Source organism: Flavobacterium seoulense (assembly GCF_000695795.1).
Taxonomy (GTDB): Bacteria; Bacteroidota; Bacteroidia; order Flavobacteriales; family Flavobacteriaceae; genus Flavobacterium; species Flavobacterium seoulense.
The window spans coordinates 24,517-40,020 of the sequence record NZ_JNCA01000011.1; the positions used below are offsets into that span (position 1 = coordinate 24,517).

At 34.1% G+C, this 15,504-nt stretch carries 15 protein-coding genes; 8 read left to right on the forward strand and 7 right to left on the reverse strand.

The genetic code is table 11. The features are described 5' to 3' along the window. The first annotated feature begins 32 nt into the window (after positions 1-32). From menA to FEM21_RS05860, 6 genes are all read left to right on the forward strand, one after another. Complete coding sequence (gene menA / locus FEM21_RS05835) at positions 33-995, forward strand: 1,4-dihydroxy-2-naphthoate octaprenyltransferase (RefSeq protein WP_035658833.1); 963 nt, start codon at positions 33-35, stop codon at positions 993-995. Positions 996-1,052: 57 nt separating this feature from the next. After that, entirely contained in the window at positions 1,053-1,730 is a 678-nt protein-coding gene (locus tag FEM21_RS05840) for a metal-dependent hydrolase (protein ID WP_035658834.1), read from the forward strand. Positions 1,731-1,767: 37 nt separating this feature from the next. Further along, positions 1,768-2,967: a tetratricopeptide repeat protein gene (locus tag FEM21_RS05845; RefSeq protein ID WP_035658835.1), complete on the forward strand. Its 1,200-nt coding sequence runs from the start codon at positions 1,768-1,770 to the stop codon at positions 2,965-2,967. 169 nt (positions 2,968-3,136) lie between these two features. Beyond that, positions 3,137-4,171, forward strand: coding sequence for an o-succinylbenzoate synthase (locus FEM21_RS05850; protein WP_035658836.1), 1,035 nt, complete (start codon positions 3,137-3,139; stop codon positions 4,169-4,171). A gap of 163 nt (positions 4,172-4,334) precedes the next feature. Further along, positions 4,335-5,453 carry a vWA domain-containing protein gene (locus tag FEM21_RS05855; RefSeq protein WP_035658837.1) on the forward strand — a complete coding sequence of 373 codons (1,119 nt, stop codon included), beginning with the start codon at positions 4,335-4,337 and terminating at the stop codon, positions 5,451-5,453. Between the two features lie 155 nt (positions 5,454-5,608). Further along, positions 5,609-7,072, forward strand: coding sequence for an AAA family ATPase (locus FEM21_RS05860; protein WP_035658839.1), 1,464 nt, complete (start codon positions 5,609-5,611; stop codon positions 7,070-7,072). Positions 7,073-7,154: 82 nt separating this feature from the next. Here the strand turns inward: FEM21_RS05860 and FEM21_RS05865 are convergent, their stop codons facing one another. From FEM21_RS05865 to FEM21_RS05875, 3 genes are read right to left on the reverse strand one after another with little or no spacing between them, the layout of a single operon-like run. After that, positions 7,155-7,946 (reverse strand): SDR family oxidoreductase, encoded by a 792-nt coding sequence (locus tag FEM21_RS05865; protein ID WP_035658840.1) that lies wholly within the window; start codon positions 7,944-7,946, stop codon positions 7,155-7,157. Between the two features lie 4 nt (positions 7,947-7,950). Continuing rightward, positions 7,951-8,778, reverse strand: a complete 828-nt coding sequence (locus FEM21_RS05870) for an amidohydrolase family protein (protein ID WP_035658842.1) — start codon at positions 8,776-8,778, stop codon at positions 7,951-7,953. A 1-nt stretch (position 8,779) separates the two neighbouring features. Further along, on the reverse strand, positions 8,780-9,796 hold the full coding sequence (locus tag FEM21_RS05875) for a zinc-binding alcohol dehydrogenase family protein (RefSeq protein ID WP_035658844.1): 1,017 nt from the start codon (positions 9,794-9,796) through the stop codon (positions 8,780-8,782). A gap of 131 nt (positions 9,797-9,927) precedes the next feature. On the opposite strand from FEM21_RS05875, the gene FEM21_RS05880 reads away from it, so the two are divergent. Beyond that, a complete protein-coding gene (locus FEM21_RS05880) occupies positions 9,928-10,950 on the forward strand; it encodes a LacI family DNA-binding transcriptional regulator (protein WP_035658845.1) in 1,023 nt (340 codons plus the stop codon). Position 10,951: 1 nt separating this feature from the next. On the opposite strand, the gene FEM21_RS05885 is transcribed toward FEM21_RS05880, so the two are convergent. From FEM21_RS05885 to FEM21_RS05900, 4 genes are all read right to left on the reverse strand, one after another. After that, positions 10,952-11,533, reverse strand: coding sequence for a 2'-5' RNA ligase family protein (locus tag FEM21_RS05885; RefSeq protein WP_035658847.1), 582 nt, complete (start codon positions 11,531-11,533; stop codon positions 10,952-10,954). A gap of 36 nt (positions 11,534-11,569) precedes the next feature. Beyond that, on the reverse strand, positions 11,570-12,319 hold the full coding sequence (locus tag FEM21_RS05890) for a GYF domain-containing protein (protein WP_035658848.1): 750 nt from the start codon (positions 12,317-12,319) through the stop codon (positions 11,570-11,572). A 98-nt stretch (positions 12,320-12,417) separates the two neighbouring features. Further along, complete coding sequence (locus FEM21_RS05895; protein WP_035658849.1) at positions 12,418-12,978, reverse strand: DUF6642 family protein; 561 nt, start codon at positions 12,976-12,978, stop codon at positions 12,418-12,420. Positions 12,979-13,026: 48 nt separating this feature from the next. Continuing rightward, the gene (locus FEM21_RS05900; protein WP_035658850.1) at positions 13,027-13,914 is read right to left on the reverse strand and encodes an AraC family transcriptional regulator; all 888 of its coding nucleotides are present in this window, start codon (positions 13,912-13,914) and stop codon (positions 13,027-13,029) included. 133 nt (positions 13,915-14,047) lie between these two features. On the opposite strand from FEM21_RS05900, the gene FEM21_RS05905 reads away from it, so the two are divergent. Next, on the forward strand, positions 14,048-15,445 hold the full coding sequence (locus FEM21_RS05905) for a sugar porter family MFS transporter (RefSeq protein WP_035658851.1): 1,398 nt from the start codon (positions 14,048-14,050) through the stop codon (positions 15,443-15,445). The last annotated feature ends 59 nt before the right edge of the window (positions 15,446-15,504 follow it).

Below are 15,504 nucleotides of genomic sequence, written 5' to 3' on the forward strand. Positions count from 1 at the left end.
AACTTAGTTTCTTAGCAACTAAAAAGAATAAAATGAAACACTGGATTGAAGCCGCAAGACTGCGCACCTTACCTTTGTCAGTATCTGGAATTATTGTGGGAAGTATGTATGCTTTGGCACATCCTACTGATGAAATATTAACGCCTACAGAAGTCTTTAACTGGAGACTTTTTGGGTTTGCTATACTAACAACTTTAGGATTGCAAATTTTATCTAATTTTGCTAATGATTATGGTGATGGTGTAAAAGGAACCGATAATGAAGATAGGATAGGACCTAAACGTGCTATTCAAAGCGGTGTGATTTCGCCTGCTGCTATGAAGCGTGCTATCATTATTACTTCTTTTTTAACCTTGCTTTCGGCAATAGCATTGATTTATTACGCATTTGGAGATACTAATATTTTTTATTCGCTATTTTATCTTGTTTTAGGAATTTTAGCCATTATGTCGGCTATTCGTTATACAGTTGGAAATACAGCTTATGGATACCGTGGTTATGGCGACTTGTTTGTGTTTGTGTTTTTTGGATTGGTAAGTACTTTAGGAGTGAATTTCCTTTATTCAAAACAGTTTGATTTCGAATTGATTTTACCAGCTATGGCTGTTGGATTTTTAAGTGTAGGAGTTTTAAATCTAAACAATATGCGTGATGAAGCTTCAGATAAAAAGGCAGGTAAAAATACTATTGTTGTAAAAATAGGATGCGAAAAAGCAAAAAAATATCACTACTTTTTAGTTGGTGGAGCGATGCTTTTAACTTTAATATTTGCAGTTATAAGCGAATTCAAATTCGATCAATATTTATTTTTACTGGCTTATATTCCTTTAACTAAACATTTAATTACAGTTCGTAACAATCAAGAGCCTAAGTTGTTAGATCCTGAATTAAAAAAGTTAGCTTTAAGTACTTTTGTGCTTTCAGTATTGTTGTCATTGTGTATGATTTACTTTTTCTCGGATATTGTAGTAAATGCATTTTTAGGAGGAAGATAATTCATTAGTTAAAACTAATTACTATTCGCCAGTTACTCATCACTTAAAATATTAAATATGAAAATTACTTATTACGGTCACGCAGCTTTAGGGATTAAGGTGGGAGGAAAACATCTTATTGTAGATCCTTTTATTTCAGGAAATCCATTAGCAGAACATATTGATATTAACGAATTAAAAGCAGATTATATTTTGCTTACACATGCTCACGGAGATCATGTGCTGGATGTGGAAGCCATTGCAAAACGCACGGGAGCGGTGATTGTTTCGAATGCTGAAATTGCAGGCTATTATGAAGCCAAAGGTTTTCAATCGCATCCAATGAATCACGGTGGAAGCTGGAATTTCGATTTTGGTAAAGTAAAATATGTAAATGCAATTCATTCGAGTTCGTTTCCTGATGGTTCAAACGGAGGAAATCCTGGCGGTTTTGTTATCGAAGGCGAACATAAAAACATCTACATTGCTGGTGATACCGCTTTGACAATGGATATGAAGTTAATTCCAATGCGTACCAAACTGGATTTAGCTATCTTCCCAATAGGCGATAATTTTACAATGGATATCGAAGACGCTATTATTGCGGCTGATTTTGTACAATGTGACAAAATTCTGGGTTATCATTATGATACTTTTGGATACATAAAAATTGATCAGAAAGAAGCTATTCAAAAGTTTTTCAACAAAGGAAAAGATTTGATGTTGCTCGAAATAGGAGAGAATATCGAATTGTAGATTTTTATTTTTTATCAAATTAAAATCAACCACATTAGTGAAAAAAACAATTTTAGGATTATTGATTAGTTTTTTTTGTCAGGTTGCATTGGCACAAAAAACGGGTTATTGGGACAAAGAACGCGCTACGTATAAAGAAATTTCCGTTTCAGCAAGGGATAGAATTATTTTAGAAACCGATGATTTTCCCGCAGGAACCACCGAATTAATTTTTAGAATTACGCTTCTTGACAACAATCAGCAAATGGCAAGTAGTCTGGTTTCGGTTTTAAAATCGATTCCTGATCCTACCGGAATTAGTCAGGGTTCGGCAGGAGCTGTGTTTTTAATGTCTAAAATTTCAGGAGAAGATAAATGCAAATATGCCATTTTTTCGACAAAAGAATTAGCGAAAAACTACAGTTCAAAAGGGGAAACAAACGATGCTTGTTTGGTTCAAAATACAGCTGTTAGTAAAGATGCTAAACGACTATCAATTGATAAATCGGCTTGTATAAAAGCAAATACTACTAAATTGTTTTTTGGTTTCGAAAGTTCGAATTGGATAATGAAACAAAAAATCGTTCTGGAAGTGGTGCCTTGGGTCGATGCTAAATTAAGCCGTGGCTGGACTTTAGAAAACCGAAAAAATATCATTAACCAATGTAAAACATCAGCATTAGCGCGAAAAATGGCTAATTCAGATGATTTTTGCGTTTGTATTGAAGAAAAAATCCAAAAACAATATACTTTTCAGGAATTTCAAAAGTTGTTGGCTATGGAACAGGCTAAAGCGTATAAAGATTTTGGAGCCAATTGTTTTGAAGAAACAGGAATTGCCAATAACCTTTTTAATGATTTAAGAACAAAAGCTTCCAATAATATTAAAAAAGGAGACTACGGCTCGGCTATAAAAAACTACAACGAAATTGTCAACCAACAAAAAGCAACTGCTTTAGATTACAGCAATTTGGGTTATGGGTATCTATTGACCAAACAATACGGAAAAGCGATTAAAACCCTGAAAGAAGGCGAAAAACGAGATGATACTGAGTTGTTAGTGAAATTGAATTTAGCTCACGCTTATTTGTTAAATAATGAATATGCTAAAGCAAAAACAATCTACAAAGAATATCAAAATCAAAATGTAACTGATAGTTTAAGCTGGACTCAAAAAATCAAAGATGATTATCAGGCTTTCGCCAAAGCAGGAATTCAAAATGAAGATTTTGAAAGGGTTTTGAAGTTATTGAATTAGTAGATTTAACCGCAAAGGGCACAAAGTTTTTCGCTAAGTTCACTAAGTTTTTTTTAGAAATAACCCTGCGGATTGAACAGCTATAAAGGATTTTATATTGTCCTTTGTGATCCTTGCGGAAAACTTTGTGTTCTTTGTGGTAAAAAAATCAGCGGTAAAAAAATAAAAAATGAAAGCAACTTACCATAAATACATTCTTAATTTCAAACGACCATCTGGAACTTCCCGTGGTGTAATGACCGAAAAAGAAACCTGGTTTTTAGTCTTGGAAAAAGACGGGAAAAAGGGAATAGGTGAGTGCGGAATTCTAAGAGGTTTAAGTGCGGATGATCGACCGGATTATGAAGAAAAACTACAATGGACTTGCGCTAATATTCATTTAGGTAAAGATGCGTTGTGGGAAGCGTTGATTGAGTTTCCTTCGATACAGTTTGGAGTCGAAATGGCTTTTCGGTCTTTAATAAGTGAAACTCCTTTTTTGTTGTTTCCTTCCGCTTTTACCGAAAGCGAAAAAGCAATAGAAATTAACGGTTTGATTTGGATGGGCGAGGCGGCTTTTATGAAGCAGCAAATCGAAGAAAAATTAGCTCAGGGATTTCGTTGTGTAAAACTCAAAATAGGAGCGATAGATTTCGAAAAAGAGCTGGAATTATTGCGTTATATTAGAGAATATTTTACACCGGAGCAGGTAGAAATTAGGGTAGATGCTAACGGTGCTTTTTGTTTAAATGAAGCTTTAAATAAATTAAATCAATTAGCTGAATTTAAACTACATAGTATAGAGCAGCCTATTCAAAAAAACAACACTGACAGGATGGCAGGGTTGTGTGAAAACACTCCTTTTCCTATTGCTTTAGATGAAGAATTGATAGGAGTATTTACTTTGACAGAAAAAGAACAATTACTGCAGAGAATTAAGCCACAATACATCATTTTAAAGCCAAGTTTTGTAGGTGGTTTTAGAGGTACTCAACAGTGGATTACGCTAGCCGAAAAGTATAATATTGGTTGGTGGATAACTTCAGCTTTAGAAAGTAATGTAGGTTTAAATGCCATTGCCCAATGGACTTATACATTACAAAATCCCATGCCGCAAGGTTTAGGAACCGGAGCACTTTATGCTAATAATTTTGATTGTCCGCTTGAAGTTACTGAAGGTAAATTATTGTATAGAAAATCTAAAAACTGGACTTTTGATTTGTAGATAAAAATAAATTGTTGATACATTTTAATTCTGTTTTTCTACGCAAGAAACTCGGGAAAGATTGTCTTTGGAATTTTATATACCGTTTTTAAATTTCTTTTTAACTTAAAATTAATAGCTGTTCAGTTCAAGTACATTTTAAAATGATGTAATTTTAAGGATTATGGAAAAGAGCAATAAAAAAGGATTCTATTTTAAACAGTACCAGGCTCCTAATCAATCCCCATTTGATAAACTTTTTGAGATATTCAAAGAGTTAATTACACATACTTCGGGGGATTTTGATGAAGCGATCGATTGGTTGAGGGAATTAGACAAGGAATATAAATTGACTGATGAACAATATACTATTGACGACTTTATTGAGGATTTAAAGAAAAAAGGATACATCAAAGATGAAGTCAAAGATGATGGAACTTCAGGACTTGGAATTACTGCAAAAACTGAAAGAGCCATACGACAACAAGCCTTAGACCGGATTTTTGGTAACTTAAAACGTTCTGGAAATGGCAATCATAAAACAAAACATTCCGGAAACGGCGATGAACATACTGGTGAATTCAGGGAATTTCATTTTGGCGACAGTCTGGAAAGAATTTCTCTGACAGAAAGTTTACGCAATGCCCAAATTAATAATGGGGTCGATAACTTCATGCTTACCGAAAATGATTTGGTTGTTGAAGATACACAGTTCAAAGCTCAAATGAGTACCGTTTTGATGATTGATATTAGTCACAGTATGATTTTGTACGGCGAAGACCGGATTACGCCTGCCAAGAAAGTAGCTATGGCGTTGGCTGAATTAATTACTACAAGGTACCCAAAAGATACTTTAGATATTTTGGTTTTTGGAAATGATGCCTGGCCAATTGCGATCAAAGATTTACCTTATTTAAAAGTAGGCCCCTTTCATACTAATACCGTTGCTGGTTTGCAATTGGCAATGGATTTACTTCGAAGAAAGCGAAATACCAACAAACAAATTTTCATGATTACCGATGGAAAACCGAGTTGTGTAAGAGAACGTGATGGTTCATATTACATGAACAGTAATGGTCTCGACGAATATATTGTTGACAAATGCTATACTCAGGCGCAACAGGCAAGAAAATTACACATTCCAATCACCACTTTCATGATTGCCAGCGATCCGTATTTGCAAAAGTTTGTCAATAAATTTACTGAAGCCAATCAGGGAAAAGCTTTTTATACTGGTTTAAAAGGTTTGGGAGAAATGATTTTTGAAGATTATGAAACAAATCGGAAAAAGAGATTGAAGTAATCAGAAGGCAGAAATCAAAAAGCAGAACGCAGTTAACAGAAAGCAGAAATCAGATAATAGAAATCAGATATTAGAGAACAGAATAAAGATATTAGATATAGACTTAGTGTGCTTTGCGAAAACTTAGTGCTCTTTGTTGTTAAATAAAAAAAAACATGAAAATAGAAAATATAAACACTCTAGGCGAGTTAAAAAAATCAGGATACCAAAGCAAAACTATAAAAGACGAATTGCGAAACAATTTGCGAGAAAAAATTAAATCAGGAATTCCTACGTTTGAAGGCGTTCATGGTTTTGAAAACACTGTAATTCCTGAGTTGGAACGAGCTATTCTTTCGCGTCACAATATCAATTTATTAGGACTTCGTGGTCAGGCTAAAACCAGACTGGCTCGTAAAATGATTGAATTGCTTGATGAGTACATTCCGTATGTTAGTGGTTCAGAAATCAATGACGATCCATTAAATCCTATTTCTCGTTTCGCTAAAGATTTGATCGATGAAAAAGGCGATACAACTCCAATTTCCTGGCTGCACCGAAGCGAACGTTTTTTCGAAAAACTAGCTACTCCAGATGTTACTGTTGCCGATTTAATAGGTGATGTTGATCCGATAAAAGCAGCAAATTTAAAATTATCGTATGCCGATGATCGTGTGATTCATTTCGGAATGATTCCGCGTGCCAATCGCTGTATTTTTGTGATTAACGAGTTGCCCGATTTGCAAGCCAGAATTCAGGTAGCTTTATTTAATATTTTGCAGGAAGGTGATATTCAAATTCGTGGATTTAAGGTGCGAATGCCACTCGATATGCAATTTGTATTTACAGCAAATCCGGAAGATTATACTAATCGTGGTAGTATTGTTACGCCATTGAAAGACAGAATAGGTTCTCAAATTTTGACCCATTATCCAGAAAGTCTAAAAATTGCCAGAAAAATTACAGAACAGGAAGCCAAATTAGATACGGCTCAAAATGATACGGTTTACGTTCCTTCATTAGCTAAAGATTTATTGGAGCAAATTAGTTTTGAAGCCAGAGAAAGTGAATTTATTGACCATAAAAGTGGGGTGAGTGCCAGAATGAGTATTACCGCTTATCAAAATTTACTAAGTACTGCCGAACGCCGTGCTTTAAAAGCTGGTGTTGATAGAACTACTTTGCGATTGTCTGATTTTATGGGGATTATTCCTTCGATAACAGGAAAAGTAGAATTGGTTTACGAAGGAGAGCAGGAAGGAGCTGCTGCAGTTGCTGAAAGTTTAATAGCCTCGGCAGTGCGTACAATTTTCCCAGCGTATTTTCCTAAAATTGAAAAGTTAGAAAAACCAAATGATAAAACGCCTTATTCGGATTTGGTAGAATGGTTTTTTGCTGAAAGTGGTTTCGAATTATTGGATGATTGTTCTGATGAAGATTATCAAAATATTTTAGGGGCTATTGTACCATTGGAAATCTTACTCAAAGAATACCAGGCTGATTTAGCAAAAGAAGATAAGTTTTTTATGAAAGAATTTATTCTTTGGGGCTTAGTAGAATATCGAAAATTAAGTAAGGATAGAACTGATGATGGCTATCAGTTTAAAGATATTTATGGGAGTTATATCAGTAAATTATAAAACATTTGAAACGAAAAAATCCGTCAAAATCTTCAGATTTAATTCTGAAAATATGACGGATTTTTTATTTAAATAAAATGTTTTATTCTGTTAACAATGAACGGTCTAAGTGAACGTAACCACCATCACAGAAAATAAATTGTCCTGTAGTATGAGACGATCTTTCAGAAATAGTAAACAAGCAAGTATCTGCAATTTCATCAGGAGTTGTCATTCTGTTTTCCAAAGGAATTTTCTTCACAATAGATTTTAATTTTTCTTCTCCGTTTTCCAATGTTTTAATCCAGGTGTCATAAGCAGGAGTCCAGCTTTCGGCAATGATAATCGCATTTACTCTTATCGAATGTTTGATTAAATCTACAGCCCATTCGCGGGTTAAACCTAAAACACCACCTTTGGCAGCAGCGTAACCTGAAGTTCCTCCCTGACCTGTTAAACCAACTTTAGAACCGATATTCAAAATAGGTCCTTTAGAAGCTTTTAGGTGAGGAAGTGCGCTTTTTACAGTTACAAAGTAGCTTACCATGTTCAGTTTCAAAGAATCCATAAATTCCTCGTAAGAAGCGTCTAATCCGGCTCCGTCATTAACCCCAACATTGTTGATTAAAGCATCAATACGACCGTATTTAGCAACGATTTTAGCAATTGCTTCTTCTATTTGAACTGGGTTAGTTACATCAGTTTTGCAAAATAAACCATCAATTCCTTGTTTTTGAATTTCTTCAATATAAGCAAATCCTCTATCGTTTCTGTCGATTACTGCTGGAATTGCACCTTCGGCAGCCAAATGTTGTAATATTGTTTCTCCAATGCTTCCTTTAAGTCCGGCTGCACCAGTAATTACGACTACTTTTCCTTTTAATCCTAAATCCATAAATTTATAATTTATAAAATTGCACTGCATTGCCTCCCATGATGGCAGCTTGTTCTTCTGAACTTAATTTTGCAATGAAATTGGTTACTAATTCTTTTGTTTTTGTATAATTTCCGGCAACTAAACACACTGGCCAATCAGAACCAAAAAGGATTCTGTTTGCGCCAAAAGCGTCCAAAACTAATTGCATGTAAGGCTCTATTTGTTCTGGAGTCCAGTTGTTATAATCAGCTTCGGTGGTCATTCCTGAAAGTTTGCAATATACATTTTTATGTTCAGCAATCGCTTTCATTAAAGTTGCCCAACCATCATAAAATCCGTCTTTTAAATAAGGTTTTGCAATATGATCGATAACAAATTTCTGATTTGGAAAACGTCTGACTAATTCTAATGCTGCTCCTAATTGATGTGGAAAAATAAGAATGTCATAAGTGAAATTGTATTTTTCTAAAGCAGCAATTCCGTTTAGGAAATCTGGACGTAACATGAAATTATGATCCGCTTCTCCCTGAACTACATGTCTGAAACCTTTTAGTTTTGGAAATTTACTGTAATGCTCTAAAACAGTATCAACATCAGAAGCTCTTAAATCAACCCAGCCTACAATTCCTTTGATAAAATCGTTTTTTTGAGCCAAATCTAATAGGAAATCAGTTTCTGCCAATGTTTGATCGGCTTGTACAGCCACGCAGCCATCGATATTGTTTTCCTGATAAACAGTTTTTAAATCTTCAGGAAGAAAATCTTTGCGGATGACTTTCATGTCATCGTCTATCCAGGCATGTTTTTCGGACTCGTAAATCCAAAAATGCTGATGTGAATCGATTACCATATTATTTTAATTTAAAATCTACTGTAGCTTTGATTACGCCTGTTGCAGGATTTAACCAGCTGTCAAAATTAGCAATCATTTCAGTATAAGGAACATTATGGCTAATGTATGATTCTGTAGGGAACTGGTCTAAAACGCTAATTACGTGTTCAAAATCTTCGGTAGTCGCGTTACGGCTGCACATTAAAGTCATTTCTTTAGCATGAATTGCCGGATGGCTGTATGTTAATTCGCCTTTAGATAAACCAACCAATACAAAACGACCTCCATGGGACATATAATTTGGACAAGTTTCCAAAGCTCCTTTGTGACCTGAAGCATCAAAAACCGCTGTACATAAATCACCATTGGTAATTTTTGTAATTTCTTCAACTGTGTTTTCCCCAGCTTTTACAGTATAATCAACACCGATTTTTTCTTTGGCGTAAGCCAAACGCTGTTCGTTCATATCGATAGCGATTACTTTTGCACCGGCAATTTGAGCCAGTTTCATAATCCCAATTCCGATAGGACCACAACCTACCACAGCAACAGTTTCTCCAGGAACAATTGCTGCTCTGCGGATAGCGTGAGCACCAATAGCTAGTGGTTCAACAATAGCCATTTGATCATCAGATAAATTGTTTGCTGGTAAAAGAATAGAAGTAGGGACAGTTATTTGTTCCTGCATTCCACCATCAGTATGGACACCTAAAACCTTGATATTAGTACAGCAGTTGGTTTTTCCATTTCTGCACGCAATACAAGTACCACAGCTTATGTAAGGCATGATTACAACATTATCACCAGCTTTAATTCCTTGTGGATTTTCTCCAATTTCCAAAACTGTAGAAGCTAATTCGTGACCTAAAATTCTAGGGTAGCTAAAGAAAGCCTGATTTCCGCCGTAAGCGTGTAAATCGGTTCCACAAATTCCTACTTTGTTAATTTGTAGTAAGGCTTCGTTTTCTTTTCTTACAGGAGCTTCTTTTTCTTTTAAGATAAATTCACCTGGTTTTTCGCAAACAATATATTTCATAATAAGTAAGTTATTTTATTTGTTCCAACGTTTGAACAATACTAGAATAAAAAAACACAACTACGAATACATTGTGTTTTTGGTTTAAAATTCTATTTTTGTTACATAGATTGAACAAATATAAAAACTAATTGGAGAATAAAAAAAAATCTACAATAAAAGATATTGCTGCTGTACTGGGGCTAACACCTTCGGCAGTTTCTAAAGCATTGAGTGATCACCCACGAATTAGTGAGAAAACTAAACTGGCAGTAAAAGAAACGGCAATAAAACTGGATTATCAGCCTAACTATTTATCGAGTGCTTTACGTAAAGGGAAAAGTAATTTGGTGGGAGTAATTATTCCGCGAGTGAATAGTCACTTTTTTTCTTCGGTAATGGAAAATATCGAAAAAACACTTAACCTGAATGGTTACAATATTATCATGACGCAGTCTAATGAATTGTATGCCAAAGAATGTCAGGAAATAGATACTTTATTAAAAATTCAGGTGGATGGAATTATTGCTTCGATGGCAAACGAAACTACAGATTTAGAGTATTATAAAAAAATAAAATCAAAAACAGAATTGGTTTTGTTTGATAGAGGCGAAGAAGAATTAAATGTCGATTATGTAGGTATTGACGATTATAAAAGTAGTCATTTGGTCGTTGATCATTTGGTTTCACAAAAATGCAGCCGAATAGCTCATATTGCAGGTTTTAAGCATATTCGAATTTACAAGGAAAGAATTCGTGGCTATAAAGATGCACTGGAAAAATCAGGATTAGCAGCTCCTGATAATTGGATTATCGAAAGTAATTTACGTCTGGAAGATGGACGCCGAATTATGCAGCAGTTATTAGATTCGCCTGAAAGACCTGATGCGGTTTATGTGGCAGGTGATATTGCTGCACTTGGCGCTTTACAGATACTTTTAGAAAATAATATTAAAGTTCCTGAAGAAATCGCCCTGATTGGTTTTAGTGATGAACCTTTTACTTCCTTGACTCAGCCTTCTATTTCTACCGTAAATCAGCATAGTGACCAAATAGGAAAATTGGCTGCCGAAGCTTTTTTACAACGAATTACTAATCCGAAGCAAAAGATTAACCGAATTATTTTAGAACCAGAATTGATTATCAGACAATCTTCAAACAGGAATTTGAAATAAGCTAAAAAAGAGTTCTTTGCTCAAAGTTTAGTTTTGGATTATTCTTAAATTCAAAATGTTCGATGATTTCAAACTGTTTGATTTCAGGCTTAAAAAGGCGTAATGAAATACTGTTGCAAACAAAATTCAATTCAATAGGATTTGAAAACAAACGATAAGCAATAGCTAAATTTTCATCACTCAATTTACGTGCAATAGACAAATGCGGTTCGTTATTTTTTAAAAGTGTTTTTGGTCTGAAAGATTGGTTGATGTATTTCATCATTTGCTGCAAAGCTATTTTAGAAACCTCATCGGGAGTTATGAAAAAGGCACCATTTTGATAATTATTAAATCCATTCAGATGAACATCGACTGGTTTTAAACTGTCAGCAATAGTGTTAAGCTGTTTTTTGATAATTTCAATCTCACTTTTTGAAGCCATAAATTCATTGATAGTAAAATGTGCTAATGAATTTTTACTATTAAACCAGCCCTTTCTGTCTATTAATTTAATTTCATTGGATAATTTTTGTTTCATGGATTTTACCAAAGCAATTATTTCTTCAGAAGGACTAATAACTAAAGAATAACGGTTTTGCATTTTTTTAGTTTTAAGAAGGAAACTATGTGTTTTATTTTAAGGATTTTGTCTTTCTTTCAGTTGTATTTTTTCTAATTCTAAACCTAATTGATTAGCTTCATTTTCAAGTGATTGTATTTCGTTAGTATAAGATGTAATTTCAGCTTGAATAGCATTTATTTCTCTGGTTCGTTCATCAGCAGTTCTAAAAAACTGAAATTCTGATGCTTTAACCAGTTTGTTTTTAGCTTCTTCCAAACGGGTTTGGTATTCAATTTGTTTAACCTGATTTTCAGATAATTTAGCATTAATGGCTGCTCTTCTTTCTTTGGTAATTCGTTCGGCTTCTTGTTTTTGCTGTTCAATTAAAAGTTGTTTTTGTTGCTGAATTTCTTTTTCCTGCAATTCAAACTGGAGATTTTCTCTTTCTGTTTTGTCGTTTTTTTCTTCGAAATCTAATCTTCTTTTTTCCTGAATAATAGTCAAAATAACACTGCCAATAATTAATGAAACGAATATAAAAACGATATAAAAAGTACTTTTGTTTAATCCCATAATCTTAGGATTTTCCTCTTCGATTTTTTCTTCTTGCTGTGGTTCAGGAATTGATTTTGGAACCTCGGATTTAAATGGCGGCGGAATCACTTTTAAAATAGATTGTAATTCGTCTATTTCGCCGGCAGTTTTCCAGTCAGGCATTCCTGAAAACCATACAGGCGTTGTTGCCGTGATTTGTTTCATTTGCAATTCGGCTAAATCGAATGGACCGCTGCTTTCGACACCGTTATGTAAATAATATTTTTTCATTATTATCAGCTTAGATTGATGGCTTAATAACTGTATTATTAGTGATTTATTTTTTTGCGAAAGTATTAAAGTTTAACGAGTTCCCGAAATGGATATTTTTAATAATACAATCTAAAATCTAAGAATTTACAAAGAGCATAGTGTTTTTGATGTAATTCTTCTACAATTTCCACAGGATCATCTGAATCCTGAAACAAACTAAAAAAGAACCGGTCTAAATGAATACTACTAACAGTGGGATGAACAATACCATAACCTGAAATAGCTTTAGCTCCGGTTACATCAAGAAAATATTGTGATTCTTCGGATGTTAAATCTAATATTTTTTTATTGGCAAAATGAATAATCTTACCTTTAAGTTTTCCTTCAAATAGCTCGGCTATTTCCTCTAAACTATAGTAATAATCGTGTAAGCAAATATTATTTTCCTGACCAGGCATGACTAAATAAATAATCTCATAATCTTTAAAATTATGATCATCATAAAGTAAATTTCCAAGACTTTCTTCCAGTCCTTCAATGGTGTCACAATTTTTATAAATGCTGGGAATTTTATGTTCGAATGCTAAGATTTCTAAATTTTTGAGTACTTCAGTATTTGTATTGATTTCTACATCAGGAACACCTTCGAGACAAAAAATAAAGTTTTCATAATCCATGTAAAGCCACTTTTTTAAGTACGCAAATATAGGTTTTATCAGGAAAATTTAAATAGAATTAGCGAGGTGTTTTTTATACTGCATTGGTGATAATCCCATTTGTTTTTTAAACATTCTCGAAAAATAGTAAGGATCGTCAAAACCTACTTCTTTACATATTTCTTTGATATTAAGATTGGTAAAATTGAGATATTCACAGGATTTATGAATTTTTAATTGGATAAAATATTGAATAGGAGAGCTTCCTGTTTTTTGCTTAAACAATTCTGAATACCTTGAAACGGAATAAAAAGCCTGATTAGCTAATGCTTCGATGCTTAGTGTTTGGTTTAAATTGGCTTTCATAAAAGAGATAGAATCACTTATTTTATCTTCGATAGTATTGTCTAATGTATTCGAATAACATAAAGAACTTAAAAAGGTAATTAATCTAAAATGGATGAATTCGATTTTTTCGTCAGAAAGATTGTTTTCTAATAGTTTAATTATTTCGTTCAGGAGCTTTATTCGGCTTTCATCAAATGCAATTTTGACGGCTTCATTGGCATTTGTCGAAAATCGATTATAAAGTGTAGCAGCATAGTTTCCCGAAAAATGAATCCAGTAAATACTCCAGGGATCGTTCAAAGAACTTCCATATTTGTGGGGTGTATTTTGAGGAATAATAAAAGCTGAATTAGGTTGCAATTGAATTGTTTTTCCGTTGATTTTAATCCAGCCTTCGCCTTCAAGACAATACAGAAAAATATATTCCTGAATCCCATTTTTCCTGGATCGGTTATGGTGTTTAGCATTAGGAAAATAACCTATGGCATCAGGAAATAAATTATGGAAAAAGGGATGAAAATGTGCTTTCTCTTTTTGATCAGCAGATAATACTGCCATGGTTTGTCCCAAAAAGCCTTCTTTTATTTTTGGTTTCGGTAGATTATTCATTATAAATCTATGATTGATATGTATATTGATTTAGGTTCGTAAGATAGTCCATTTATTTCAATTAATAATCCATTTGTAAATAGATTCGTAAACGTATTTTTGTTTTACTATTAATTTAACCACAACATCTTTTATGGCAAGCCACAATAAACAGTTCAACAATTCTTATTTATTTGCAATTTCCATGGTTTCGGCAATGGGAGGATTACTTTTTGGTTACGATTGGGTAGTAATAGGCGGAGCCAAGCCTTTTTACGAACGTTTTTTTGATATCACTACATCGGCTAATTTGCAAGCCTGGGCAATGAGTTCGGCATTAATTGGTTGTATTGTGGGAGCTGTTGTTTCGGGAGTAATTAGTGATAAGTTTGGACGAAAAAGGCCTTTATTACTTTCGGCATTTTTATTTACGGTTGCTTCATTGGGAACGGGATTAGCTTCAACTTATTGGATATTTGTTGTTTTTCGAATAATAGGAGGAGTGGGAATTGGTCTGGCATCAGCACTTTCTCCAATGTATATTGCCGAGGTCGCTCCGTCTCATTTAAGAGGGCGTTTTGTTTCGTTAAACCAAATGACACTTGTAATAGGTATTCTTGCAGCGCAAATTGTTAATTTATTGATTGCTGAAAAAGTTCCAGCTGGAGTTAGTGACGAGTTCATTCGTGCTTCATGGAACGGACAAATGGGTTGGCGCTGGATGTTTTATGCCTGTGCAGTACCTTCAGTAGTTTTCTTTCTGTTGGTATTTACACTTCCCGAAAGTCCTCGTTGGTTAATGAAAGCAGGAAAAGAAGAAAAGGCTTTCCCTACACTGAATAAAATAGGAGGCGAAGCTTACGCTCAGGAGGAAATAGCTAATATAAAGGCGACATTAGATGATGTTACCGAAAAAGTTGATTTCAAAGCACTTTTCAATCCTAAATTTAAAAATGTATTATTAATTGGGATTGTAATAGCTGTTTTTCAGCAATGGTGCGGAATCAATACGGTTTTTAATTATGCCGAAGAGATTTTTACAGCTGCTGGTTATGGCGTGAGTGATACGTTGTTCAATATTGTAATTACAGGAACGGTTAACCTTGTATTTACTTTAGTAGCTATGTTTACCGTAGATAAATGGGGAAGAAAAAAACTCATGATTTTTGGAGCAGCAGGTTTAGCAATTACCTATTTGCTTTTAGGAAGTGCCTTTTATTTTGAGTTGAAAGGTGTGGCTGTTCTTTCGTTAGTGGTAGTGGCAATTGCTGTATATGCTATGTCATTGGCACCTATTACCTGGGTGATTCTTTCTGAAATTTTTCCTAACCGTGTTCGTGGAGCTGCTATGGCATTGGCAACATTCGCCTTGTGGATAGCCTGTTTTATTTTGACCTATACTTTTCCGTTACTCAATAAATCTTTTGGTGCGGCAGGAACTTTCTGGGTTTATGCGGGAATTTGCATCGTTGGATTTCTATTTATCCTAACGAAATTACCCGAGACCAAAGGAAAAACTTTGGAGGAGATTGAGAGTGAATTAGTGAAGTAATTTTGATAGATAAAGTAAATTTTTAAAAAAAATATAGCCACAGATTTAAAAGATTCCCA